The sequence below is a fragment of the Borrelia nietonii YOR genome (assembly GCF_023035795.1).
Lineage (GTDB): Bacteria > Spirochaetota > Spirochaetia > Borreliales > Borreliaceae > Borrelia > Borrelia hermsii.
In genome coordinates this window covers 1-23,880 of record NZ_CP073149.1, presented here as the reverse complement: position 1 = coordinate 23,880, position 23,880 = coordinate 1, and the positions used below count along the sequence as shown (strand labels likewise).

The window sequence follows — 23,880 nt, the reverse complement described above, 5'->3', positions numbered from 1 at the left end:
AGGAAATGGATATATATAAACTACCTCTTTTTAAGGAAATGCAAAAAGAATACAAGCGTGAATTTGGTATTGATATAGCAGATTTAATTAAACTGAAAGCAACTGTTATTGATTTTAGAGGGTTTGAGAAGACATATCTAACTAAGAAACAATGTGAGGTTTTAAAATTAATTGAGAATAATAATCAAAGTAAAATTATCCTGTCAGGTGGTATTGCCAGTGGTAAAACATTCTTGGCTTGCTATTTATATCTAAAGATGCTCATTAAGAATAGACATTTTTATAAACAGGATACCAATAATTTTATATTAGGTAATTCCCAAAAATCATTAGAGATTAATGTTTTAGGGCAGTTTGAAAAGATTGCTAGCATGCTAAGAGTACCCTTTACGCCAAAGTTTTCTAATACATCATATTTTGAAATAGACTCCTTAAGAGTCAATCTATATGGTGGAGATAAGGCAAGTGATTTTGAAAGGTTTAGAGGAAGTAATTCCGCTCTTATTTACGTTAATGAAGCAACTACACTGCATAAAGAAACATTAATAGAATGTTTAAAGAGACTTAGAGTAGGTATGGAAACTATTATATTTGATACAAATCCAGACAGTCCAGAACATTTTTTTAAAACTGATTACATTGATAACAAAAAAACTTATGCTACATATAACTTTACAACATATGATAATGAACTAATATCAAAAGAATTTATTAAAACCCAAGAAGAGATTTACAGGGACATGCCAACATATAAGGCAAGGGTACTTTTGGGAGAATGGGTTGCCTCATACGATTCGATATTTACCAATATTAATCTTACAAGTAATCATGAATTTATAAGTCCAATAGCATATTTAGATCCTGCATACAGCATTGGAGGTGATAATACTGCCCTTTGTGTTTTAGAAAGAGTAGATCAAAAGTATTATGCATTTATATTTCAAGAGAAGTTACCAGTCAGTGATCCTAAGGTATTAAATACAATTAAAACTATTTTAACAAACCTTAATGTACATACACTATATGTTGAAGATAGGGATGATACTTCTGGGCATGGGAATGTGACTAAAACCTTTCTTAAACTTAGAGCAGGTATGAATCATGAGTTTAGAATTGCGCCAATTAAACCTATAAGTAATAAATTTACTAGAATTGCTACGTTAATAGGACCATTTGCAAGTTCTAACTTAAGTATTATGTACTATTCAAGCAAGTCAGCAATTGCTGATATTTATAAGTACAAAGGAGATGGAAAGAGTGCTGATGATTCATTAGATAGCCTATCAGCAGCATATATATTATTGACTTTGGGTATACGTTCTCTTAAAGCACATTTTACTAAAAGAAGGTTCCTATAACACTTAAAATATTATATAATAATTAAATAAGGAGATTTTTATGGGACTTGCACAACCAGTAATTACACAACAAATGGTTATAGCAGAACTTACTAAAGCTGGGATAAATAGAGAGATTGCTATTGATCTGTCTTACAGATATTATCGTAATGAACTTACTTATAAAGATATTGAGTATTTAGAGACTACTTTTAACCTTAAGCTTGAAAAGGTTGAGGCAAGCTTAAAATCTGATATTAGAGACCTTGATAATAAGATTGATACTGTTGAGAATAATCTAAATGTAAAGATTGATACTGTTAGAAATGAATTAAAATCTGATATTAGAGACCTTGATAATAAGATTGATACTGTTAGAAATGAATTAAAATCTGATATTAGAGACCTTGATAATAAGATTGATACTGTTAGAAATGAATTAAAATCTGATATTAGGGACCTTGATAATAAGATTGATACTGTTGAGAATAATCTAAATGTAAAGATTGATACTAAATTCAATGAACTAGATAACAAAATTGATGTTAACAAAATGGAACTTAAGAGTACATTAAGACTACATAATTGGATGTTTGGGACTCTTATCACCCTTAATATAGGAATATTTTTAGCATTAATATCACTATTAGTAAAGTAAATTTATTTAACTAGCCCCTTATTTAATTGACTTTCTGTCAATTATTTTTTCCGGCATTTTTTTTACAAAAATTATTTAATTTTTTTGTTAGAAATAATTAGCAAAAATTAAATATTGCATTATACTTGCTATCGTTAAAGGTTAAAGAAGTCATGAGTTTAAATTTTAATATTAATTCAAGAGATTTATATAAATATTCGATATTTTTTAGAAACTATATCAAGAATGTAGCAGAAGATGTCTTAAAGAATGGGATACTTTTGCAAAGTATTTCCAAATCTAAGTTTAATGATGAGTTGGACGTTTTAAAGATAGAACTTAAGGCAGCATTACTACAGTGTATTATCAGTTACAGATTCAATGGAGCAGGATACATCTTAGTTAAGACAAATGATGAATTTAGTCATTTAAGTGAGTCTGTTAACTTAGAGTTGCCTATAGGATTTATGTATCTTGATTACTCTAGGGTATATGATGCGGGGCCTGGTTCTAATTGCATAACTTATTATGCAAGAGGAGAAGATGCTTTTGATAACCTTGAACTCTCTTCCTTAGAGATACACAAGAGTCGCTTGCTTATATATGAGAACTATGATTATGTCTTAGGTTCTCACAGTCCATGCTATAGCGCAAGCTTTTTACTTAATGTATACCTGCTTGAGAAAATATACTCTGAGATAGAGAAGCGAATAGAAAATAATAATTTTTTGTTTTACAAAGATGAATCTCTCTCACATATTAAAGATGCCCTCTCAACAGATTCTGTTACTTTAGAACTTGCAAAGAAGAGAAGTAGTGATAAGAATAGTTTTTTTAAAGATTTTTTTACTGGTTTTATATCCAAAGAGGATGGAGATGTCTCATCACTTAGCAGAGCTAATGATGAACTGATGAGGGAACTTGAGAGACTTAAATCTAAGCTAGACAATGATGGAATTTTTTACAGCTGTGAACCAAATGCATCATTAGAGGTTATCAAGTATGACCTTTCATATTTAAAGGAGGCATTATCATTAGTAAAAGCAAAGATAGGTGCTGACACAAAAGAACCACTAACAAGGAGCTTTAATGAACAAGTTAAGGGACTTGGAAGTGATGGAAAGGGGGACAGATCTAATTATTATGATTTTCTAAAAGGTACGCAAGACCAAATTGAAGTTGCGGTTAATAATAAGCTTGTTAAGTATTTTGGTCTTAAGATGCATTTTGGCTCACTTGTGATGCTTAGTGAACCTGAGAAGATTGAGAGAGACATGAGATTACTTGAGATATATGAAAGATATTCATCTGTAATATCAAATCCGAATTTGAGTTTAGATGAAAAGATGAAACTAAAAGAAAATTTATTTACAAAATTAGGAGATTAATATGCAAGTAGAAGAACAAACTAATGATTCTGTTGAGATTACAAGTACTGGTGTAGCAGTAGACAAGACACCTGATGTTGTTAGTATAAGTGCTTCTGAATATGAAGAGTATAGGAAATACAAAGATAGACTAAGTCTTGAGAGTAAAGGTGGGCATAAGTCTTTAAGCATAAATGAGAGAGTATCAAGAGAACTTGCGGAAGTACAAGAGAGGGCAGCATTACAAGACAAACTTTTAAGGGAAGCAACTCGTATCAATGAGATTGATACACTTGCAAGTAAATACTTAAGTAATCATTTCAATAAGGAAGCGTTGCTTTCTAAAGGATATTCACTTGATGAGATACTCTTAGCGCAAAGTCGGGAGCTTATTCGCAAATATGTCTCTCCTGAACAGATAAAGGCTATAGCTAAGGTTGAATCAACAGAACATATTGAAGGGCATATATTAGAACAGCTTTTAGATTTGGCAAAAGTGCATATAAAGCAGAGGCAAAATAATGAGAATATCCGTACTGCTTCAAGATTAGAGAATAACGGTGTTAAGTTTAAAGAGCAAATATCAATATCAAATTCAAATTTCAGACCAATTAATCGCACTGAGCTAACAGAAGGTATGATACAGTTTTACATCAATCAACAAAAGCAGAATTCCAAAAGAATAATTAAACGCAGTGCTTAAAGGAAGGTTAAGGTGTCTAATAATATCACGCAAATAAGAAAAGAATATGAAGATAAGCTTAAAGAAATTAAAGCATTAATGAAGAATCCTAGCATGGATTCTGCAGTTTTTAGTAATAATACTGATTTTAGGGATAAGCATTTAACATTCCAAGCATCAGGTGGCGCTAGAACAAGTAGGAATACTGTAATTGTGAACTCCCCAATTAAGGGATATCCATACAAGAGAGGAGTCAAATTATCTTTTGGTGAGAATAATGCTTACGAGCCACATGTTGAAGCTGGGGGTGGTGATGATTTATACGGCATATGCACTGACATTGATGATTTTTCCCAAACTGCAACAGTAATACCAATAACGGAAAGCTTTACTGGATATTTAGTAGTAAAAAAGGATAATCAGTCTTCAATTAATGTAGGGGATAAGTTGTGCTTCAATGCAAATGGAGAATTAGAAAAGGCTAGTACTTCAACTAACACTAAAGTTAATGCAATAGCTTTATCAAAGGCATACAAGTTAAATGACAGTCTTTACATAATAAATGTAAGTGTATTTGGAAATAGGGCCTTAAAGGGTAGTTAATGAGTACTGTAAGTAAAAAGACCATTTCTACAAATTCTAAAGGTACTAAAGAAGTTCAAGGTACTTCTAAGTCTTCACTAGCAAATGAGCAATTAGAAACTCAAGTAGCAAGTCAAGAGCAAATAGAATTTTTAAAATCACTAGACGTAGCAACTTTAAGTACTCTAGATACTCTAGAAGATGTAGAAACGTTAAGAGCAAGTACTCAACCTAAAAACCGAAGCAAAAGACATACACCTACACAAGTAGAGTCACTTGAGACGCAATATAGAGATTCAATTCTAAAGCTTAAGAAGTACACTAAGACTCAACGTGAAGATAGGGCGTTATTTAGTGGATTTGAGAATGGATTTCAAGATAAGATGAAGATTATCGATGCTGATGCTCTCTCAATATCTAGTAGTGTTGATACGATAGAAGAATATTCATACAAAGGGTATCCATACAAGAGAGCAATTAAGCTTTCAGTAGAAAATGAGAATGTTTATGTCGTATCTTCAAATGATGAGGATATGTATGGAATATGCATTGATGTTGATGAGAGTACTGGAGTAGCATCTGTAATACCAATAACAAATAATTTTGAAGGATATTTATCAGCTAGTGATTCAAGTATCAAGATAGCAGATAAATTAGATTTTGATTCAAATGGGATGCTTATAAAAGCAGGAAGTGGTGGTAAGAAAATGATTAATGCCGTAGCACTCAGTGAGGCATTTACCATTGATTTAGCTTTAGAGGATGCTACGCGTAAGGGTCAGTACCAATTGCATTTTGTTAAAGCATCAGTTTATGGTAATAGATTTTAAAATTATTTAATTATCAAAATAGGAGGGTGAAGATTGTCATCTGCTAATATAACACAATTAGTAAAAGACTATGAAACTAAAAGGGATAAGCTTAAAGCGTTAATAAAGAATCCTAGTAGTGATGCGGCTGTCTTTAGTAACAATGCTGATTTTAGAGATAAACATTTACATTTTAGTAATTCTGGTGGCACTGCAACAAGCAGTAAAGCTAAATTAGAGAGTCATCCAAGTAAAGGATATCCATACAAAAGAGGGGTAAAGCTTGTTGTAAATACAGTAGAGAATAATAAACCACACTACGAGCCACATGTTGAGGCTGGGGGTGGTGATGATTTATACGGCATATGCATTGACATTGATGATTATACTGGTATTGCGACAGTAGTCCCAATAACAGAATATTTTGAAGGGTATCTTGTTGCTAAAGATAATTCTATTAAGAGAAAGGACAAGCTTAAGTTTAATTCAAATGGTGAGCTTGAGAAGACTAATGGTTCTAGCAATAACACTAATACTGTAGCCACATCAGATTCTATTCAGCTATCAAATGAACTTTATATGGTAGGTGTCGTAAGCTATGGGAACAAAGCTTTAAATTAATATAAGGAGATTATAGGAGATTTTTATGTCAGATTTATTTGATTTAGATTATTATACAAAGGAAATTGCAAATGTCATTGATGATATAAGTGTTCCAACATTTTACAAATGGTTAGCTGATGAACAGATTGATTATGTAAATCTAAAAAATGGATTTGTGAAAACTATTAAATGGGATGCGTTTGTTAGTGCAAATCCTACAAGTTTAGTTAATGAAGTTAATACTATTTCAACTATTGGATTTCGTTCAGAGACTGTAAAGCTTAATTATTTAAGATTGCAATACAAATTCAGACATATCAATCAAGCTGAAGAAGATTTCTATACTCATGATGGATATATTGGAGATGTAAATAACAATTTACTTCCCTTCAGAGAAGCATTCAAACTAGCAAGTGATGAGATTATTAAGATTATTGACCACTTTATCTTAACAGGTTCTGTCTCAATACAAAGAGATGGTAAAAATCAAAAGGTATTACTTCCTAACATGTATGGCCTACTTAATATGCCAAATCAGATATTAGAAGAAGTTGAAGCTTCTAACAAAGATAAAATGGATAAGATCTTTGAAAAGATTGAATTGGGACTTTCAAAATTAGAATTAGGAGATTCATTCTCAACACCAATGATGGTAATTACTGACCAAGCAACCAGTTTGAAACTTGTAAAACCATATGGTACTGATACAAAACCAGCAGTTTCTAATGATAAATGGAGAGATGTGTTGATTAACACAATTAAGGCTGTAAACGATTGGCAAAAAGTTTACTTGCATACAAGTAACTTACTTTCAAATCAGATACTTATCTATCCATTAAATCCAAAATTACTAAAATTCAAACCAAGTAGATATATGTATCCAACTCTAAATAGACAAGTTGATTATGATTCAAGTGATATTGCTCATTCATACCTTGATTTTGTCTTAGGAGGACTCTTAGCAACAGAGAAGACTATTTTGAAAGTTAATATCAAACAAAGTTAGACTGAAAATATTAAGGAAAGTTACTTATGAGTACTAGTAACGTACTATCAGGGGGTTTCGGGGAGCTTTACTTACAAATTAAAGCTCTCTTAGATTTATCTGAAGAGAAGTTCAGTTTTGCAAAGTTTGAAGAACAAGCAAAGCTACTTGAAATGATAATTGAAACACGTGGAATTAATCCTAGCAAATTAAATATTAGTCAAGCATCTCTACTGCTTTATTATTACATAGGTTGCCATCTAAAGCGTTCTGGTGTGATTCGTGAGTTTGGTCTTGAACAAATCAAAAAAGAAAAATTTGGTGAGCTTGAGATTGATTATTATCCATCCTCAGGTACCGAATTGAATTGTGGGAGTAAAGATTATTGTTCCTCTTTTGAAGAGCTTATCACACAAATTAAGTCAGGAGCGCGTAAGACTTACTGCATAGGTGTTGTGTAATGAGCACAAGAGACAGGCTTGCTAGTATGGCAGAACGCATGATTGGCAGGTTTCGTGAAGAATCATACTTCCTGTTTTACAAAGGAACATATTCGCATGATGATGAGTTTGAAAGCCCTGAGATTAATTTCGATAAAAATAATTACACTCAATTTGTTGGAATTATTATCGATATCTCTCCACAAGAACTTGTAAAAATTAATGACTCTAATATTTATGATTTGAAAAACTTATCAAAGCTTTATACAAATGCTGAGATTAATTTTGAAATTAAAGACAGAGTATCACTTGAAGGTTCATTTTTTGAAATTATAAATATTGACTCTAGCGTTGGTTATAAGACTTTAATTTTACGGGGTTTAGAATGGAGATAAAAGGTTTTAGAGAAATAGAATTAGAGATTGGTTGGTTTGGGGGGCGTGCTTTGGTAGCATTTATACATGAAATGGGTACTAAGAATTTACCCATACGTAAGCACTTGACCGAAGTAGCTAATTCTTCTCAGTTTAGAGAGTACGTTAATACCAATTACATGAATAATGAATTTAATAAAGGCATTCAAAATGGTATGAATGCTTTGGGAAATGCATTCATAGAATATTATAAAAATTACGTATTAGCATCTAAAATAAAACCTGCACTCTCTCCTAAGACAATTGCTTTAAAAAAGAGAAGGGGTAGCAAAACACCTGAGGTACCACTCAGTTGCAGCGGACTTATGCTTAAGACTATTGAATATAGGATAAATGAATGATACTGGATATTGCTACTATAAATCAATCTCTAATATCAGTTTTAAAAGACTTCACTAAATTTGCAAGCATTCATAAACTTGATGTTGATATTATAAATACGCATAACCATCCATACATGTCTGAACATACAGTAAAAAAGCCCAATATCCTTGCAATAAAATTTGAAAATCTTGAAGGTCTTTTTAATCACAACTTAAGAACCGGTTCATTTTACAAAAATGTAAATGAATTTGGTATCTGTTTCCAAATCTATTTCATGGCATTTGCAAACGTTAATAAAAATGCATATAAGAGACTTATGTCACTTTATACGTTATTTAGTGATTTTTTACATGACTTAGGTACCCAAAGTTGTTCGTTCAAGCCTGAAGAAGGTATAAGCACTCATGAAATAGAGCTAAAGTTTTACATTTATGCCACAACCAATATGCAAAATTCTGGTCTTATTGATATCAAGAGCAATTATAGTCAGTTGGCATACTGTGCAAGTTGTGGTTTTAAAGCTAATGTGCAAGTAAAAGAAAAACAAATTAAAGAGGGAGAAGAAGATGCCACAAGATACAATTAGTGTTAATCTAACGCATTCAACTTTAGATATAAAACATGTAAATTATTACGAGCCATTACTAGTATATAAATGTTCAAAGATTAAACTTAACACTACAACACCTAAGGTAAAAATATTAAATTTAAAGATAAATAGCTTTGAAAAGCAAATTGAGACACTTGAAAAGGAAGGAAGTAATGGTGAGGATGAATTTAATAAGGAGAGAGAATACCTAAAAAAAGCAATGCAAGCATTCTTCTCAGCAGGTGATGCCGGACTTAGATCAGTCAAGCTACTTATATATAAAGAGGGAACCGAAGCAAAGGCAATTAAAACCCAACTTAAAGACAATAGATATACTTTTATTGCCCTTATTAATACTTATGCAAGCAACAGTGATGGTGGTGATGGACTTACTATTTACAAGGATGACTATACACATTTTAAAGAAGATAAGCACTTCTTTGTATTTGCAACAAAAGAATCTGAAATAAAAGAGTTGTTTAAAGATGGTACGAATTCTAAATCTAAAATTATTGTTATCCACTCTAAAGGAGAGGAATACTTACACTTAAGATTTATATCTAAATACTTACATGAAGCGAGTATATTTCATGCTGTAAACCCTTATGGACTTAAGTTTAGCGGTATGAGTCCTATTACTGATGATTCTATAACCTGTAAACTTAGGAATGCTAATATTAACTTTTACTCATTGCTTAATGAGACTGGTCTTGATGGTGTTATGGCTTTTAAGGAAGGAGTAACTCTTGAAGGAACTCCCATTGACGAATTATTTACTTATCATTATATCAAATATGAACTTACATCCGAGCTTATTAGAGTATGGAATGTTAATGGTAGACAGAATAGTAAATTATCAAAACTGCAACTCTCAGGTGAAAAAGATAATGCTTATACTACTGCAATTGAATGTATGCTTAAGAGTTTCATTGATAGGGATATTATCGTTTCATATTCAAACCTTCACATTGTTATAGAGTCAAATCCAAAATTGAAACTTTTACTATCAATAAACATTGTTTACAACTTTAGTATGAATAGCTTGCTTCTTAATATTACTTCACAAGACATTAAAGATTATTTAAATACTTACAAATAGTTAAAAAGGAGGGTTTAAATACATTGGATAATTTATATAAAATTGCGGATGTTTATTTTTCAATAGGTGGAAGGCAAATTAACAGTGGTAAGTTAGAATTTACAAGTGAACCTACAACAAGAGCAGTAATTAGTAGTGAAGATAGGGGTATACCTGTTATTAGTCTCAGGGATCCTAAAACTATTACTTATATATTTAATATTGAAGTAACACTTGGTAGTCAGGATTACATTTTGCTAACACAACTTGCAGATGATCAGTTTTATAACATGAAAATAAGTAAAAATGACAAAATGTTAGACCTTGTGTTTAATGATCGTATTTCAACAAAAATTATTAGTAATACTGCTGTATTTACAGAAGAACCTTCAAGAAGTTACTCTGCTGAAGCTGAAAAGGTTACTTTTGAGATAAGAGCAATTAATTGCGAAAAAATAACTAAAACAAATTAAAGGACACAAAATGATTACAAGATATAAAATGCAAATCTTAAGTAAAGATAAAACTTATGAGTACCAACTAAAAGTATTACCGGTTTACGAGTGGGACTCTATATTAGGCTTTTCACAAAATGAAGGTATCTGCAAACTTAATGAAATTAAATACTTAAGAGAAATTACTAATTTAATGATAAAACCTGGCTTTTTAGATGAATTTTATCTTATTTTAGATATTAATAGAGAATTTGCAACTTATTATAAAGATTACCTTATTGGAATTATATATTCTGTAGAGTTTAATACTTTCCATATAGATATGGAATTTAAAAAGCCATCCTTTATTTTCCTTAAAGAATATGAGAATAATGTTGGTGATTTTGTTGTCTTTGATTATATCAATGACAAAGAATTTAATTATGAATATGTTGTTAATAATATAAAAAACACAGGATAAATTTGTGCATAACAAAGATACTGTAAAATTTATAAAAAATCTTGAAAACGCTAGGGAGCGTTACTTCAATTTAATTGAAAAAGTTCAAAACAATAAATATTGGTTGCCAGTATTTACAAATGTGTGTTCTTATAATGATGTTAAAAAGATGTATTATGATGAGCTTAATGAAGTTAATAAAATAGCAGAGGCTAAGATAGAAAAACAAATATTGGAACTTATTTTATCTAAGTGAGGTTGTTTGTGGATCATAAATTTACAATTAAATTTACAGGAGTGCTAGATCACGCATCAACACGCCAATCATTAGAGAAAGACATTTCTAAACTAGAACATTTAATTAAACCTAAAAAATCTTCTCTAAAGAGCACTAAAGATATCTTAAAACATAACTTATCTGAAAAGAAACGTGAACTAGCCAAACAAAACAAATATGAGAAATTACGAGAAAGGGTAGAAAAGTTTAGACTAAGTGAAACTAAAAAACTTGTTAAGCAAGGACATACATTTGAAAAAGCAAGACGTGAGGCTTTTAAAAAATCCACCATGTCAGCACAAGATTTAAGAAACTTAGAATATAAAAAATTAAAAGAAGAGAGTAAGCAAAAAAACAAGTTAATAAAACAAACTAGGAAAGGACTTCGTATCCCTGGGATTCCTAGTATTGCCATCGGATCTGCTATTGGAAATATGTCATCTAATCTTATATCTCGTATGATAGGGTATGGAATAGATGCTCTTAAAGAAAAGGCTGTTAAAGATAAAATGTCAATTATAAGCTCTAAAATTTTTGAAGGAAAAGAAAAACAAAATTTGATAGGCAAATTAAAAGGTATTAAATCATTTGAATCGGAAATAGAAAAGGAAGAGTTCTTAAACAAAGCTGGGGTCATTAAAAGTACCCTTAAAAACATGGGAATTAATAACAAAGATACATTATCTAAAGCAGTTGAACTTGCAGCCAAAATGAAAGGTAGCGGTATATTATCAACTGACCAGGCCATATCATCAGTTGCGGAGCTTTTAAGCGGTAAAGGTGACTCTCTTTTCTCTTTAATGAGTCAATTCGAAGGCTTCGGAAACAAATATCTAGAGCATGCAAAAGATAGGTATGAAGCAAATATCACTTACGACCCTGAAATCGCTACTGACATGTTAAATCAAGTGCTTCGTGACTTTACTTCACTTGATCTTACAAAAAACATAGGTCCAGTTGAAAAAACTGAAAATGAAATTAAAAAATTAAATGAAGAGCTTAAAAAATTAAGCACTGATGTTTTAATGCCCACAGTAAAATATTTATCGCAAATGGTTAATTGGCTTAACAATTTTAAAAAAGATATTGTTGATCCGTTTACTCAAAAGATTAAAAGTATATTTTCTTTTGAATATCTTTTTGCAGGTTTAAGATCAATCCTTCCCAATTTCCTAGGTGGTGATGAGGGCAAGAGTCTTGAAGCGTATTACAGAAAAACTGGAAGTACTAGTGATTCTGACCATTCAATCACTTCATCTTAAAGGAGGTTGTTAATGAGTCCTCATGAAATCTTTTTTCTAATAAAAGACATATCAACACAAATATTTTCATTATTTGGTAATCATAATTTTATAGTATTATTTCCAAGACCTGACCTTAAAGGAATGGGATACTTGCCACAATTATTTTTTATTAAACCAAAAGATGAACTTATTACTAGAACTTATAACACAAGTTGTTCAAAACGTCCTGTTATAAATTATTATACACGTAAATCTGAATACGTTAGCTATAACCCTACTTTAACAGGTGAATTTATATCTTTACCCAAGGGTATATTAACAAATCTTTACAAAGAAATGCTAACACCCCTTAAATTAACACCTTTTGGTAATTCACTTCTTGAGTTTGATAGTAATTTGGCAAAAGAACAACTAGCTGAAAGATTACAAGCACAAGTGCCATTTACTGCTTACAGCCCATCATTTGGTATGAAGGATTTGGTTGTTATAAATTCAATAACATTTAAAGATACTCCTTATATTGATGAGGTTGAAGTTAGTCTTAATATGGAAGTTATTAAAACATTTGTACTTAAAAAATTTAAGTTTAATCAAGAAGCACCTGCTAGTGAAACAAAAGAAGGGGGTTTGTTTCAAGAAGAGATAAAACCACTTGAAACAAAAAATATGAATGAAGAAATTGCAAAAACAAAAGCTAAATTTAACAAAAAAATAAAAGCAATTAAAACACCTACTCATAAAAAATGGAAAGGACCTGGGGGATACTTCTCTGAAAAGTAACATTTTAAATAATTTAACAAATAAAAAGGTATGGGCATGTTATTAAAATATGATTTTCAAATTCAATTTTACCAGGTTTTCAGACATAAAGATGTCATCCAAACCATTTCTACTTCCCCTTATATTATAATTGACACTCAAGACGGAATTCATGTTGATATATCTATTTCAAACGTATATTCGGGATATAGTTATATCAAAGCAAAACAAGCAAAAATCGTACTTTGGAACTTGCCTTTAGATTTTAATTCTAATGTCAAACAAGGAGATGTTGTTAAAATATTTTATAAAAAATATGCGCATGAAAAAGACTTTACTTTTATTACATCAGGTTACATTGGGGTACCCATGAGCACTGATTATCCGGGTGGTGACTTTTCCGTTGAGATTACAATACACTTAGCTACTAAGGATAATTTCTACAACCGTGATCTTAAAAACAAACAATTTAAAGGTATGACTGTCGGACAAGCTATTGAGTGGGTATTCCCAAATAAAAACATTATTAAAATGAGGAATAGTGATAAAAATAAAATTATAACCGAAAACCTTGTTGCCAAAACTCCAAAAGAGTTTATTCAAAAAATGTCTAAAAAATATATACAAAAAGTCATTCCAGACATTGGTAATGAAGCTAATGAAGTTGAGTGTATTTTTATTTTTATAAATAATACAAAAGATGACAACAATACCTATTATGAGTTTCTTGAAGAATATGGCCTTGAGTTTATTCCCCAGCAGGAGGTATCAATAGGTCCTAACTACAGGATTATTCAAATAAGGTGGAATGCCAAACTCGCATATACACATGAATTAAGAGTCGGTGATAAAGTGTCTTTTATTGATAACCTTGGAAATATTATAAAAAATACAATTGAAGAAGTCAGTGCAGTGCTTAGTAACTACTCTGAGTGTTCATTAATTCTTAAGCTTTATGATGATTCGAATTACACTAAAATAGATGATCTAATTAAAAGTCAAAGTTTAATTAAAAAGGAGCAGTAATGACTATAAACTACGATCTGTATAGAATGAATCAAAATTTGTGTGGTTCCACATTAACACAAGAAGAACTAAGGCAATGGATTTTTAATAACATATTTATTATTAAAATAGGCATGATCAAAAGTTTTGATCCAGATTCACAAAAAGGTGTTGTAGTAATTAAAGAATTTGATAACCTTGAAATTGAAACACAAAATATATCAAATATAAATATAAAACCAAATGAAGGTGAGATGGTTTTGCTTCTTCAATCTAATATCAATCTTTTCAGTCAAGATGATGACATTAACTTTGATAAAAATCATTTCTATATATTAAGTATTATAAATCCGAAATATTTAGAACTTGCTTGTAATGACGTCCACATACAAACTACTAATAAAGTTGATATAAAATCTGATAATTATATTGATATAAATGCTAAGCACAACATCAATATTAATTGTTATGATCTGGGTATTAAGGCTAAGGATGATGTTAACATCCAAGCTACTGATGACATTGATATAAATTCAAGTTATAACCTTGATTTAACAGGTAGAAATAGGGTTCTTATCAAATCTAATAATAAAATTGATATAAGAAACAATTCTGAATCTTTAAGAAGTATTTTAATTGATATAACATATGCTATAAATAGTTTAAGAGTCACTGGACAAGCTGTTATAGATGAATCTAGTCGTGCTGGACTTTATGCTCTTAGAAGCAGAATTTATGATTTACTTGATTAGATTTTTGCTAAAAAAGTTGTATATTTATTTAAGTAGTCAAAGTTATAAAGGTATAAAGATTGGATATCAGAATTAATAACAATTTCGATTTAATCTTTAAAAATGATTTAGATATCATAGATCGTATTGAAGAACAAAAACAAAGGTTGTTTATATTCATTAAAACGCTAAAGGGTAGCATATCTTATGCGCCACAATGGGGTCTTGATTATTTGTATCTTTTAAAAGTATGTAAACTGGGCAAGATAAATCAAGTTAAAACATATTTTTATAATATAGTTAATGAACTACAAATTAATATCGTAGGAATTAAAGCCGAAATTAAACTTAAAAAATTAAATATTGCATTTTACTTCCCAGGTGACTTGCTTGAAACGGTTATTAATATATGAGCATTATATTTGATCCTAATTTTGGTGTTTTAAAACAAAATATTTCTGAAATTGTAGAAGCTAAAAGAGAGTATTTAATGCAAATGTATAATGTTGTAATAAGTGATGACCCATCCTCCATTTATAATATGATTGCAACCTCACTCTCAATTGTTGAGGAACAGATTATCAATGAACTTAACTTATTCTTTGAAAAAATGCAACCTGGTGGTGAATATTTCAGTTCAATTCAATATCACATAACTTCAAATAGTATTACTCATCCTGGAATGATAAAAGCATTACTTAATTTAGATAAAGTTGAGTATGCCAATCTTACAAGTGAAGCTGGTAAAGTTAAAATATATTTACTTTTAAATGAGTCTGTACTTTCTGAAGATAAAAATCAAATTCAAGATTCTAAGTTTAAAGCCAATCTTTGGAATATGCTTTACACAACAGTTCCTAGTGGTACTAATTTAGAAGGTGAGATTGAGATTGATGGCATGAATGAAATCAATCAAAAAAAAGTATACAAAGTCACACTTGGTAAGTATAAATATATTTATCTTAAAGTCAAATATACATTGGATATTAAAAATCATACTTATCTTAATATTGACAGGCAAATAAGAACTATTTACGAGAGAATTATAAAAAATAATTATTCTGATATGGGTATTAACTTTGAGTATCAAGATTTCCTTGCTCCTGTTAATGAAATTAAAGGTATTAAGAGTATGAAAATATTTGCAGTAACTAAAGAAGACACTAATACAAATATTGCAAACATCAATGACTTTAAAGAAAATCAAGACATTGAAATTCAACCTTCAGATTTACTTGTCTTTAATACTACCAATAGATTAATTATTGATATTGAAAGTTAGGAGTTTTAATTTGAATAAACCTACCTTTACCAGAAATAGTCAACTTGATAAGTTTATACAAAATGAACTTAATTTCGCTAATATAATGCTTGCAGAACTTTCAAGTCTAAATTCTAACTTTACTGGACTACCAATTAGTAAACATTGCACATCTAAATTTGTTGCTATTTGGTTATCTAAAATATTTAATATATTTTATGTCGAAACGCAACCTGTTGAAAGCCTTACAAAAAACATTGATAGTATTATTTATGCCTTAAGACATATTGGTACTGATGCCTCTTTTACTAGGTTATTTAAAACATTTCTTAATGTTGATATTGAAATTACAATACCAAGCGATGGTGTTATTAATATAAAATTACTAGGTAATATTAAAACAAACTTTAAAGCTATGATATCGCCCAGTTCTACTGCTAATAAAAATAAAAAAATAAAATTATGTTACAAAAATGAAAGTGAAAATATTAAATGTAAAATCTTAATTTTTAACTTCTTGCCAAAAGGATATGCAGAATCTATTTACTCTTTTCTTAAAAATTTAATACCCATTGGCAGGGCTTTAAAATTATATGATATTGAAAATAAGGAAATTGCTAAATTTAATATTTAAAAGGAGTTTCTATAAATGCCAGAACAAGACGATTTTATTCAAATTAAAGATTTAAATAGACTTGAATCGGTTAAAAATACCGATTTATTATTACTTGATGATGGGATTTCAAGTTGTCATGCTATTACATATGAAAATTTCCTTGAAACTTCAAAAGATAAAATCTTTAAAAATGAAGGACTTAAGTATTTTAAAGAAGTCATTAAAACCACAATTGCTACTGAATTACTACAAGATGAAAACTTTATAAACCAAGTTTATAGTAAAGTACTTACTAAATTTTTAAATGATGACTCTAGTAGTATTTCAAATACATATAGTAAAGTTAAAGACAGACTTGGAAGTGGCCTGTCAAGCTACGATTTAAGAAAAGATGATTATTTCGTTACTTTAAGTTACAGCTCATTACAAAAAGCACAAATACCAAAACATTTAACAGGAATACCTTCTGGGTTTGACTCATCAAGAACAAAAACTACAAGTTCATATATTTATGAGTCTTCTCTTAGAAGCAGATCTTATATCTTAGATATGACATCACAATATTCAAATCAACAGGTTGATTTAGTATTTTATAAATCTGAAGATGGAGACCCTATTTACTTAGACATATACGTCGATTCAGAAATCAATGCTTCTGGCACTAAATACACAAAAAAAGTAATACTTAAATATACTGATGAATCACAAGGACTAATGATCTATTACCGTGGTGCCCAAAATGCATACACTGATGATTACGGACCCCTTTTTACTGGATGGTATATGCAAAAGCGTACTTATAGAAATGGCAGTCCAGTACCTATACTAATTAAGCTTTAGAATTATTTCTAACCAACATAGCAAAAACTATTCTTTGCTATATAGTTGTAACTTACCAATTATAAACGCGAGGTGACAAAGTTGAATGAATTAAGCATTAATAACATATTAGATTTTTTACTTCAACTAATTAACATCAATGAAGTAAAGTTAATCATTATTAGTATTTTTATATTAAGTTTGGGTTTGATTTTCAAACCAGTAATCAAAGATATACTAAGTATCTTATTAAGTAAGATAAAAATACATGACAGAGACAAAGAAAAGGGGGATTTATGATACTTGATCGTAATTCTTTAGATACTGCTTTAAATGCAATTGTAACATTATTTGATGCCCTATCTAATTTTGAAGATGGGTCGTTTAATGAAAATGCTCATAAAACATTCATGCTATTAAATGACATTTACACAGAATATCAAATTATCTATACACAAAATATGGAAAGGTTAGAGAATGCCTTAACTCCGCAAATAAGAGAAGCACTTGAACCTATCCAAACTAAAATCAAAAAATTTATAGAAAAGGTTAATAGCAATCCAGATAATATGCAATTACCATTAGAAATCTCATCAATTGAAAAGGAGGTCAAATGAAATTAAGTACTGCTAAATTAAGTGTTGATATCCTAAACAAATTTACAGAAATTATAAAAAATAACCACCAAGGTAAAAACACCGTAACCTACATTAATATTTTCACCAAAGTGGTTAATTATTTTTACTCACTATATGAGGCAAGTGTATATCAAATGGAACAAAAGGAAGCTATCAAACTACTCTCTGAAATTGAAGAAATACTAAGGCTCAACATCGAGATAATAGAAACTGCTGGGGATTATGATGATTATTCAAAATACATTTCCCAACTTAGAGCTAAACGTAATAAGCTCATAAGTACTTACATCAAAATGTTAAAGGAGGCCTAATTTGAAAAAACTAGTAAATTTAACTTTCTTAACGCTTATCTTCTCATGTACATCTATTGCTTCTCTAACGGAAGAACCAACATTTCCTAAAACCCAAACCCTCACAGAATTAAGTACTTATGAAGCTAAGCTAGCTGATTATGCTATGTACTTGCAAGTATTCTTAACACGTACAAAAAAGAAAGTTAATGACCCAAAGTATCCTAAGTTTACTTATTTTGATTCTTCTACACTCAAGTCTGAACAGACAATCCAGGATTTAATGTTTAATATCAACATTTTCAAAGCATACATCAAGATAACTAAACCTATTGCTGAAGCGGTTTACAAAAAATATTCAAAACTAAAAAATTAATATTATTTAAAGCCCCTAATGGGGCTTATTTGCTTTAAATTATTATCTATGTATCAAATAAATATCTTAATTCTTCTTCTCTTGACAAGAATCCAAATAATCTGAGTGGACTATCCTCATATTTAGGCTGCATAAGCGCTATAAATGCCTCAAATTGATCTAACTTCCTCATAAGATGATTATTCTTAAATATATATTCTCTAATGAGTTCTATCCAATAGTTAACACTCCTTAAAGCTTTATTCATATTAAAATACTCTAAAAAGGAAGAATCATCCCCCTTCTTTATAGCACTTAAATATGCATTTATCTGCGATATACTCTCAAATGGTTTATCAACCAAATGCTTATGCATACCACGTGCTGCTATAAGAAGACTTTTATAGCAACTAAACTTAATTGAATTAGCTTTATTATCTTTATTTACTCCTACTGTATTAGTATTATTAGATTTCACAACTCTATTCACATCTACAGGTGGGGTTTCTACACCCTTAGATTGTTCCTCTGTTGTGTCTTGTCTAGTTCCTAAGGTATTTGCATCATTATCTTCCTCACTCTCAATTGATAGATTGGATGGTACATGCTTATTATCACTTTTGGTAACAGACTCATAATCAACAGGGTGCATCTCTTTAGTCACTATTTTCTCAGTTTCAGTATGCCCTATTTGTTGTACCTTATGAGCTTCATAAAGATTATCTGTATCTCCTAGCTCTTCTCTTATATAGGGCATACTCTCAAGCCCCGCACCTGGCAAAGTTCTGCATAGACAACTAACTGCACATTTCCTTAACATAAATACTGGTTTCTCTCTCCAAATAGGTGAGTTTTTGTAATACTCATTAAATAAAACAGAAAAACTATAAATATTACCATGCTCTGATTTGAAGTAAGCTGTACATTGCCAATCTTCTTGTACCATTTTATTGCCCTTAGAATCAATTTTAATTGTCTTAACCATCTCTTCTTTAAATTCAAGGCTATATTTACTATACCCTGCCTCATATGCCCTTATAAGTAAGGTTTGATATGCTACCACAACTGCATATCTCCCATTAAATGGAATTATGTATGCTTCCTTCTTGAATGGATTTAGATTATTTACTTGTAGTAAAGTTAAGATTTCTCTCTCTGATTGAGTATCCATTCTTTTAAGTCCATGCATACTCTTATATGCTTCCCATACCTCATAAATATTACTTGAATTCATTTTTTCTGTTATTGTACTAATCGTATTTGATATCTCAGGTTTTGTCATATTATTATTCATGGTTTAATCTCCTATTTTGTGAATTATTAAAAATAATATATAACAAAAACTAAAATTTTGCAATACTATTAACAAAAAAATCATAAAAAGATAGCAAAATATTGCATTATTAAACTTGAAGATAAAAATTTAGAGCTTAATTAAAAACTCTTACAAGAATCCTTAATCAAGCCCTAAAAGCTACAAATGATGTTCACAAAACAGGTAGTCTATAATGAATAGCACTACTAATAATAATTAAAATATAACAAATTTCAAATAAAATCAACCCTTGTTCACAATAATTTTTTTATCCTATAAAGAATTTACTTATTAGAGACATGATAATAGATATAATTATTGGTATTCCTATTGCTGTAATAACAGTGAGCATTCTATTTCCTACACCAAGCTTTTCTAACAAAACTTTATTTGACATATCAAGCTTTTCTAACAGTATTGCATTATCTCTTTTCATTTCCTCTCTTAAGACAAGAATGGTGCTTTTCACTTCTTCTCGCAATATCGCATTGTTATTTTGTATTTCTTTAAATAAATTCTTTTCTACATTGTCTATCTTATTATCTAAATCAGATATATCCCTTTTAAATTCTACCTTAGCAAATTCAATATCTTTTTTTAAGTTATTCTCTACATTAACGATTTGTTGTTCTAATGAGTTCATCTTTTCTCTTAAGACTTCAAAATTATAATTGTCATTATGAAGTAAAATGAAATCTATTGCTGCTTCAGTAAACCCCTTATCTAAGAACTCCATTCTTAAATCTTCTGTTCTATATGTTCTATATACTAAATTACCCATAAACACTCCTTATCATTCCCCTTTTAATTCTTTATACTTCTTCAAAAGCTTATCAAGGAAATCTTTTTGATTTTCAAAAAGTTCATCCATTAAAAAACTAGTAAATTTAGCATTGCTCTTATAAAAAGCATAACTATTTTGACTCTTAAGCTGAAACCTTAATGGTTTTATTGGATTTTGTCTTGATTTTTTAATGTTTACCCCTTCTTTATCCCTCAATGATAACAAAGAGATAGTAAGTCCATTCTCAATAATAAATCTCTCTTCCAACAATCCTTCTTCCATAGCATTTGCTAGTCTAAGATAGTCATACACTTGAGTCCTTGCTATTTTATAATTCTTTGCAAAAGAATTAAAACTATTGTATCCATCTAACTTATAATATTCATTATCCTTAATTTCTTTCAAAATCTTAATAACCTTCTATTCTTATGACCCTAAGATTTCTTTTTTAAAATTATTAACTAATTTATTCTTTTAATTTTTGATAATAATCTAATTGATTATTATCAATTGTATCTAAATTTCTTTTATTTACTTTCACCATCATAAAAACTCCTTAAACAATAAATATTATTTAAGTTGTCCCGATTCGGGACAACTTAAATAAATCAAAATTAGCCATTTTACAGCGTTTGTAAATGTACTAAAAATTTATTAATAGCATTTTCATATTCCTTCATATAGTCTTTTTTTAAAGAAAACTTAGAATTACTTGCTATATTTCTATTTAAATCTTCTCTTTCTGATATAATACCTAAGAAATCACCTCTATTCTTCAACAAACTTAAAAATTCTTTATGAGTGTTATTTTTTTTAAATCTAGTTATAAGCAAAAATACTGGTAGTTTTAAACCTAACTTATTTAAGAAAAAATCAAGTAAATCTAAACATTCAACTGCCCATTTCTCGGCTATTATTGGAACAATAATGTAATTACTACTAAGTAATGCATTTTTAGATATTATATCAAAACTAGGAGCTGTATCTAATATTATGTAATTATAATCATTGCAAAAACAGCTCAAATTTGATTTCAATAATAATTCTTTAAATTCCATCTCATTTTCATTAAGCATATGTAAACTTAAATAACTTGGCAATAAGTCTAAGTTATCATCAATATTTACAATTGCCTTTTTAATATCCAATTCATTAACCAAAACCTCATATATATTATTATGTTTTAAATCCATATTACTGTCTTGTATTTTATCGTGATAATAACTAGTAACTGACGCTTGTGTATCCATATCTATTATCAAAACTTTGTTTTTTTTTGATAGCAAAAATGCTAATGCTAAACAAGTTGTACTTTTTCCAACACCTCCTTTAATTGATGCTATAGTGATTATCTTAGGTTCTTTTCTATCCATTTATTTATAAATCCTCCATCCGGTAATTTTTTACCATAAAATTCATATACTTGTTTCTCTAAATTTATTATCCTTTCAACTAAAGATTCACAATATTTCTTATGAGATTTTTCTTTCCTAAGTAAATAAGAAATTCCTCTTAAATAACAAAACACACTGCCTTTTTTAAATCTAAATTCTATATAATAAACTTTTGAAAATGAGATTGTTTTAATGATTCCATTTTCTTCATATCTTGTTATAATATTCTTTATTGGTTTTCTATATCCATAATAAATACCTAAAAATTTATCATCATCTTTCAAGGAGAATAAGTGAAATTCGTTTATCTTATCTCTATTAAATAATTTTCTAAGTAAAATAAAGAATCTATTTTTTTTCTTATTAATCCCAAATGCGTAAAAGTCTGTCATAACTTTTGTGTGATATATTTTTCTATTATTAATTTCTTCTATTTTAACGAAAATCGTCTTATTTCTTTTATCCTTAATTGCTAATTCTTTTTTTTTGAGGCGTTCTAATACACTCTCCACAATTAATCCTTAACTGGTAATTTTCTCAGATTCTCCTAATTTTAAATAATTCCCACCATCCCCTACTAATTCTAAAAGCTCATAGTAATAATGGTTACTAAATACCTTGTTATATTCCAATTTGTTCTGTTTGTTTAAATAATCTTTCAGTATTGGTACTAAAACTGATGTATCTACTTTATGTCTTAATTGTTCAAGAAGTATGCTAAATACGTTATTCCTAATTTCTTTCTCATCTTCTTTTGTGATTACTTCAACGCATTCAACTGACTTTTTAAGCTTTCCTATTATCTTTTCTAAGTCATTGTACTTATTGTTTTCTATGATAAAGTGTGGTTTATCTTTATATTGCTCATATACCTTTTGTATTTGGATTTCTAACTGTTTACTGTTATAGCCTTCATTTTTTAAGATGACTTTTATTTCATCCAGTATTCTACTTAATTCCTTTTGCTTACTTGCAAGCTTGTTTTCTTTTAGCTTAATGTTGCTTTTTTTCTTGTGTTTAGTTTTTTCAATGAAGTTTTCTGTTCTTTTAAGTACCTTAAGCACTTTAATTGTAACATCTTTTTCTAGTTTTAAATTCAAAATAGAGAAGAAAGTATTTGATTTAAAATTACATTTTTTAGCGTATTTTTTTACTTGCAGTTTCTCTATTTCTTTTATGTCTTTCTTTTCTTCTTTTTTATTATTATATATATTATATATACACTCCCCCTTTTCTACACTCCCCTTTTTATTACATCTTTTTTCAAGACTAGCATTTACACGGTCTTTGTGTCTCTCTTCTTTTTTTTCTTTGAAGTATTTATTGATTATGCGATGACATTCTTTTTTAGAATACTTAAGGTTATAGTGAATTTCAGTTCCCATGTTAACACCCAAATGTCTGTAATAATTAATTGTGACACTTAATTCTTTTTCTAATTTATAAAGATATTTTTGAAGTGTTTTAAGAGTAGTTTCTTTGTGACCATTGCGTCTTAAATTTCCATTAAAGTAATAAAGTATGTTGCTTTGGGTGTATTTTTTAAGATTTAAGTTCATGTAGTTTAGTGTAGATATTAAAACGATTAATTTATATTGATGTTTTTTGGTAGGCTTTTTTGTACTCCTCAT

33 protein-coding genes and 1 pseudogene are annotated in these 23,880 nt (G+C 29.3%); 28 read left to right on the top strand and 6 right to left on the bottom strand.

What is annotated here, in order from left to right; all coding sequences use genetic code 11:
- Positions 1-5 precede the first annotated feature (5 nt).
- The 28 genes and pseudogenes from bhYOR_RS04535 to bhYOR_RS04400 all read left to right on the top strand — a co-directional run bounded on the left by bhYOR_RS04535 (position 6) and on the right by bhYOR_RS04400 (position 18,777).
- Positions 6-1,358: a PBSX family phage terminase large subunit gene (locus tag bhYOR_RS04535; protein WP_247088273.1), complete on the top strand. Its 1,353-nt coding sequence runs from the start codon at positions 6-8 to the stop codon at positions 1,356-1,358.
- A gap of 40 nt (positions 1,359-1,398) precedes the next feature.
- Positions 1,399-1,995: a Bdr family repetitive protein gene (gene bdr / locus bhYOR_RS04530; RefSeq protein ID WP_247088271.1), complete on the top strand. Its 597-nt coding sequence runs from the start codon at positions 1,399-1,401 to the stop codon at positions 1,993-1,995.
- Between the two features lie 152 nt (positions 1,996-2,147).
- Complete coding sequence (locus tag bhYOR_RS04525; RefSeq protein ID WP_032489662.1) at positions 2,148-3,362, top strand: anti-CBASS protein Acb1 family protein; 1,215 nt, start codon at positions 2,148-2,150, stop codon at positions 3,360-3,362.
- Between the two features lies 1 nt (position 3,363).
- The gene (locus tag bhYOR_RS04520) at positions 3,364-4,044 is read left to right on the top strand and encodes a DUF1357 family protein (protein ID WP_025434325.1); all 681 of its coding nucleotides are present in this window, start codon (positions 3,364-3,366) and stop codon (positions 4,042-4,044) included.
- Positions 4,045-4,056: 12 nt separating this feature from the next.
- A complete protein-coding gene (locus bhYOR_RS04515; RefSeq protein WP_025434324.1) occupies positions 4,057-4,626 on the top strand; it encodes a DUF228 domain-containing protein in 570 nt (189 codons plus the stop codon).
- A complete protein-coding gene (locus tag bhYOR_RS04510; protein ID WP_051480168.1) occupies positions 4,626-5,435 on the top strand; it encodes a DUF228 domain-containing protein in 810 nt (269 codons plus the stop codon). Before bhYOR_RS04515 ends, bhYOR_RS04510 begins: the two co-directional genes overlap by 1 nt.
- A gap of 33 nt (positions 5,436-5,468) precedes the next feature.
- Complete coding sequence (locus bhYOR_RS04505; protein ID WP_025400441.1) at positions 5,469-6,035, top strand: DUF228 domain-containing protein; 567 nt, start codon at positions 5,469-5,471, stop codon at positions 6,033-6,035.
- A 25-nt stretch (positions 6,036-6,060) separates the two neighbouring features.
- A complete protein-coding gene (locus bhYOR_RS04500; RefSeq protein WP_025400442.1) occupies positions 6,061-7,023 on the top strand; it encodes a hypothetical protein in 963 nt (320 codons plus the stop codon).
- A 26-nt stretch (positions 7,024-7,049) separates the two neighbouring features.
- Positions 7,050-7,463 carry a DUF3890 domain-containing protein gene (locus tag bhYOR_RS04495; protein ID WP_025434323.1) on the top strand — a complete coding sequence of 138 codons (414 nt, stop codon included), beginning with the start codon at positions 7,050-7,052 and terminating at the stop codon, positions 7,461-7,463.
- On the top strand, positions 7,463-7,837 hold the full coding sequence (locus tag bhYOR_RS04490) for a DUF1506 family protein (RefSeq protein ID WP_025434322.1): 375 nt from the start codon (positions 7,463-7,465) through the stop codon (positions 7,835-7,837). The genes bhYOR_RS04495 and bhYOR_RS04490 overlap by 1 nt, the downstream gene beginning before the upstream one ends.
- Positions 7,828-8,217: a hypothetical protein gene (locus tag bhYOR_RS04485; protein WP_247088269.1), complete on the top strand. Its 390-nt coding sequence runs from the start codon at positions 7,828-7,830 to the stop codon at positions 8,215-8,217. The genes bhYOR_RS04490 and bhYOR_RS04485 overlap by 10 nt, the downstream gene beginning before the upstream one ends.
- On the top strand, positions 8,214-8,786 hold the full coding sequence (locus bhYOR_RS04480; RefSeq protein WP_247088315.1) for a DUF764 family protein: 573 nt from the start codon (positions 8,214-8,216) through the stop codon (positions 8,784-8,786). Before bhYOR_RS04485 ends, bhYOR_RS04480 begins: the two co-directional genes overlap by 4 nt.
- Positions 8,767-9,888, top strand: coding sequence for a DUF787 family protein (locus bhYOR_RS04475; protein ID WP_025434320.1), 1,122 nt, complete (start codon positions 8,767-8,769; stop codon positions 9,886-9,888). Before bhYOR_RS04480 ends, bhYOR_RS04475 begins: the two co-directional genes overlap by 20 nt.
- A gap of 23 nt (positions 9,889-9,911) precedes the next feature.
- Positions 9,912-10,340, top strand: coding sequence for a DUF1463 family protein (locus bhYOR_RS04470; RefSeq protein WP_025434319.1), 429 nt, complete (start codon positions 9,912-9,914; stop codon positions 10,338-10,340).
- A 10-nt stretch (positions 10,341-10,350) separates the two neighbouring features.
- Positions 10,351-10,782 (top strand): DUF1473 family protein, encoded by a 432-nt coding sequence (locus tag bhYOR_RS04465; protein WP_040126287.1) that lies wholly within the window; start codon positions 10,351-10,353, stop codon positions 10,780-10,782.
- A 4-nt stretch (positions 10,783-10,786) separates the two neighbouring features.
- Positions 10,787-11,017, top strand: a complete 231-nt coding sequence (locus bhYOR_RS04460) for a DUF1322 family protein (RefSeq protein WP_025434318.1) — start codon at positions 10,787-10,789, stop codon at positions 11,015-11,017.
- 8 nt (positions 11,018-11,025) lie between these two features.
- Positions 11,026-12,300, top strand: coding sequence for a DUF759 family protein (locus bhYOR_RS04455; protein ID WP_247088313.1), 1,275 nt, complete (start codon positions 11,026-11,028; stop codon positions 12,298-12,300).
- 12 nt (positions 12,301-12,312) lie between these two features.
- Positions 12,313-12,867, top strand: a pseudogene (locus bhYOR_RS04450) (DUF792 family protein); the annotation flags it as partial.
- A gap of 231 nt (positions 12,868-13,098) precedes the next feature.
- Positions 13,099-14,067, top strand: coding sequence for a DUF693 family protein (locus bhYOR_RS04445; protein ID WP_025434317.1), 969 nt, complete (start codon positions 13,099-13,101; stop codon positions 14,065-14,067).
- Positions 14,067-14,798 carry a DUF777 family protein gene (locus tag bhYOR_RS04440; protein ID WP_247088311.1) on the top strand — a complete coding sequence of 244 codons (732 nt, stop codon included), beginning with the start codon at positions 14,067-14,069 and terminating at the stop codon, positions 14,796-14,798. Before bhYOR_RS04445 ends, bhYOR_RS04440 begins: the two co-directional genes overlap by 1 nt.
- Positions 14,799-14,857: 59 nt before the next feature.
- A complete protein-coding gene (locus bhYOR_RS04435) occupies positions 14,858-15,190 on the top strand; it encodes a hypothetical protein (RefSeq protein ID WP_025434315.1) in 333 nt (110 codons plus the stop codon).
- Positions 15,187-16,059 carry a DUF276 domain-containing protein gene (locus tag bhYOR_RS04430; RefSeq protein WP_025434314.1) on the top strand — a complete coding sequence of 291 codons (873 nt, stop codon included), beginning with the start codon at positions 15,187-15,189 and terminating at the stop codon, positions 16,057-16,059. Before bhYOR_RS04435 ends, bhYOR_RS04430 begins: the two co-directional genes overlap by 4 nt.
- A gap of 10 nt (positions 16,060-16,069) precedes the next feature.
- Positions 16,070-16,672 (top strand): DUF735 family protein, encoded by a 603-nt coding sequence (locus bhYOR_RS04425; RefSeq protein ID WP_025434313.1) that lies wholly within the window; start codon positions 16,070-16,072, stop codon positions 16,670-16,672.
- Between the two features lie 15 nt (positions 16,673-16,687).
- Positions 16,688-17,494 (top strand): DUF685 domain-containing protein, encoded by an 807-nt coding sequence (locus bhYOR_RS04420; RefSeq protein WP_025434312.1) that lies wholly within the window; start codon positions 16,688-16,690, stop codon positions 17,492-17,494.
- A gap of 81 nt (positions 17,495-17,575) precedes the next feature.
- Positions 17,576-17,773: a BlyA family holin gene (locus bhYOR_RS04415; protein WP_025434311.1), complete on the top strand. Its 198-nt coding sequence runs from the start codon at positions 17,576-17,578 to the stop codon at positions 17,771-17,773.
- The gene (locus bhYOR_RS04410) at positions 17,770-18,090 is read left to right on the top strand and encodes a BlyB family putative holin accessory protein (RefSeq protein ID WP_247088309.1); all 321 of its coding nucleotides are present in this window, start codon (positions 17,770-17,772) and stop codon (positions 18,088-18,090) included. Before bhYOR_RS04415 ends, bhYOR_RS04410 begins: the two co-directional genes overlap by 4 nt.
- A complete protein-coding gene (locus bhYOR_RS04405) occupies positions 18,087-18,422 on the top strand; it encodes a BlyB family putative holin accessory protein (protein ID WP_247088307.1) in 336 nt (111 codons plus the stop codon). The genes bhYOR_RS04410 and bhYOR_RS04405 overlap by 4 nt, the downstream gene beginning before the upstream one ends.
- A 1-nt stretch (position 18,423) precedes the next feature.
- Positions 18,424-18,777, top strand: coding sequence for a BBA14 family lipoprotein (locus bhYOR_RS04400; RefSeq protein ID WP_247088305.1), 354 nt, complete (start codon positions 18,424-18,426; stop codon positions 18,775-18,777).
- Between the two features lie 46 nt (positions 18,778-18,823).
- Here the strand turns inward: bhYOR_RS04400 and bhYOR_RS04395 are convergent, their stop codons facing one another.
- The 6 genes from bhYOR_RS04395 to bhYOR_RS04370 all read right to left on the bottom strand — a co-directional run bounded on the left by bhYOR_RS04395 (position 18,824) and on the right by bhYOR_RS04370 (position 23,880).
- Positions 18,824-20,050, bottom strand: a complete 1,227-nt coding sequence (locus tag bhYOR_RS04395; protein ID WP_247088302.1) for a recombinase RecT — start codon at positions 20,048-20,050, stop codon at positions 18,824-18,826.
- A gap of 289 nt (positions 20,051-20,339) precedes the next feature.
- The gene (gene bdr, locus bhYOR_RS04390) at positions 20,340-20,852 is read right to left on the bottom strand and encodes a Bdr family repetitive protein (protein WP_025400218.1); all 513 of its coding nucleotides are present in this window, start codon (positions 20,850-20,852) and stop codon (positions 20,340-20,342) included.
- A gap of 12 nt (positions 20,853-20,864) precedes the next feature.
- Positions 20,865-21,260 (bottom strand): chromosome replication/partitioning protein, encoded by a 396-nt coding sequence (locus bhYOR_RS04385; protein WP_407933129.1) that lies wholly within the window; start codon positions 21,258-21,260, stop codon positions 20,865-20,867.
- 218 nt (positions 21,261-21,478) lie between these two features.
- The gene (locus bhYOR_RS04380; RefSeq protein WP_025400216.1) at positions 21,479-22,228 is read right to left on the bottom strand and encodes a ParA family protein; all 750 of its coding nucleotides are present in this window, start codon (positions 22,226-22,228) and stop codon (positions 21,479-21,481) included.
- Complete coding sequence (locus tag bhYOR_RS04375) at positions 22,204-22,761, bottom strand: DUF226 domain-containing protein (protein ID WP_025434355.1); 558 nt, start codon at positions 22,759-22,761, stop codon at positions 22,204-22,206. The genes bhYOR_RS04380 and bhYOR_RS04375 overlap by 25 nt, the downstream gene beginning before the upstream one ends.
- A gap of 9 nt (positions 22,762-22,770) precedes the next feature.
- Positions 22,771-23,880 carry a plasmid maintenance protein gene (locus bhYOR_RS04370; protein ID WP_247088300.1) on the bottom strand — a complete coding sequence of 370 codons (1,110 nt, stop codon included), beginning with the start codon at positions 23,878-23,880 and terminating at the stop codon, positions 22,771-22,773.

Excerpts from the sequence above, each read along its gene's own strand:
- bhYOR_RS04510 (WP_051480168.1), top strand. The coding sequence starts at position 4,626 with ATGAGTACTGTAAGTAAAAAGACCATTTCTACAAATTCTAAAGGTACT.
- bhYOR_RS04420 (WP_025434312.1), top strand. The coding sequence starts at position 16,688 with ATGCCAGAACAAGACGATTTTATTCAAATTAAAGATTTAAATAGACTT.
- bhYOR_RS04430 (WP_025434314.1), top strand. The coding sequence starts at position 15,187 with ATGAGCATTATATTTGATCCTAATTTTGGTGTTTTAAAACAAAATATT.
- bdr (WP_247088271.1), top strand. The coding sequence starts at position 1,399 with ATGGGACTTGCACAACCAGTAATTACACAACAAATGGTTATAGCAGAA.
- bdr (WP_025400218.1), bottom strand. The coding sequence starts at position 20,852 with ATGGGTAATTTAGTATATAGAACATATAGAACAGAAGATTTAAGAATG.
- bhYOR_RS04520 (WP_025434325.1), top strand. The coding sequence starts at position 3,364 with ATGCAAGTAGAAGAACAAACTAATGATTCTGTTGAGATTACAAGTACT.
- bhYOR_RS04370 (WP_247088300.1), bottom strand. The coding sequence starts at position 23,880 with ATGAGGAGTACAAAAAAGCCTACCAAAAAACATCAATATAAATTAATC.
- bhYOR_RS04480 (WP_247088315.1), top strand. The coding sequence starts at position 8,214 with ATGATACTGGATATTGCTACTATAAATCAATCTCTAATATCAGTTTTA.
- bhYOR_RS04485 (WP_247088269.1), top strand. The coding sequence starts at position 7,828 with ATGGAGATAAAAGGTTTTAGAGAAATAGAATTAGAGATTGGTTGGTTT.
- bhYOR_RS04395 (WP_247088302.1), bottom strand. The coding sequence starts at position 20,050 with ATGAATAATAATATGACAAAACCTGAGATATCAAATACGATTAGTACA.
- bhYOR_RS04525 (WP_032489662.1), top strand. The coding sequence starts at position 2,148 with ATGAGTTTAAATTTTAATATTAATTCAAGAGATTTATATAAATATTCG.
- bhYOR_RS04500 (WP_025400442.1), top strand. The coding sequence starts at position 6,061 with ATGTCAGATTTATTTGATTTAGATTATTATACAAAGGAAATTGCAAAT.
- bhYOR_RS04440 (WP_247088311.1), top strand. The coding sequence starts at position 14,067 with ATGACTATAAACTACGATCTGTATAGAATGAATCAAAATTTGTGTGGT.
- bhYOR_RS04465 (WP_040126287.1), top strand. The coding sequence starts at position 10,351 with ATGATTACAAGATATAAAATGCAAATCTTAAGTAAAGATAAAACTTAT.
- bhYOR_RS04410 (WP_247088309.1), top strand. The coding sequence starts at position 17,770 with ATGATACTTGATCGTAATTCTTTAGATACTGCTTTAAATGCAATTGTA.
- bhYOR_RS04495 (WP_025434323.1), top strand. The coding sequence starts at position 7,050 with ATGAGTACTAGTAACGTACTATCAGGGGGTTTCGGGGAGCTTTACTTA.
- bhYOR_RS04405 (WP_247088307.1), top strand. The coding sequence starts at position 18,087 with ATGAAATTAAGTACTGCTAAATTAAGTGTTGATATCCTAAACAAATTT.
- bhYOR_RS04535 (WP_247088273.1), top strand. The coding sequence starts at position 6 with ATGGATATATATAAACTACCTCTTTTTAAGGAAATGCAAAAAGAATAC.
- bhYOR_RS04490 (WP_025434322.1), top strand. The coding sequence starts at position 7,463 with ATGAGCACAAGAGACAGGCTTGCTAGTATGGCAGAACGCATGATTGGC.
- bhYOR_RS04445 (WP_025434317.1), top strand. The coding sequence starts at position 13,099 with ATGTTATTAAAATATGATTTTCAAATTCAATTTTACCAGGTTTTCAGA.
- bhYOR_RS04380 (WP_025400216.1), bottom strand. The coding sequence starts at position 22,228 with ATGGATAGAAAAGAACCTAAGATAATCACTATAGCATCAATTAAAGGA.
- bhYOR_RS04475 (WP_025434320.1), top strand. The coding sequence starts at position 8,767 with ATGCCACAAGATACAATTAGTGTTAATCTAACGCATTCAACTTTAGAT.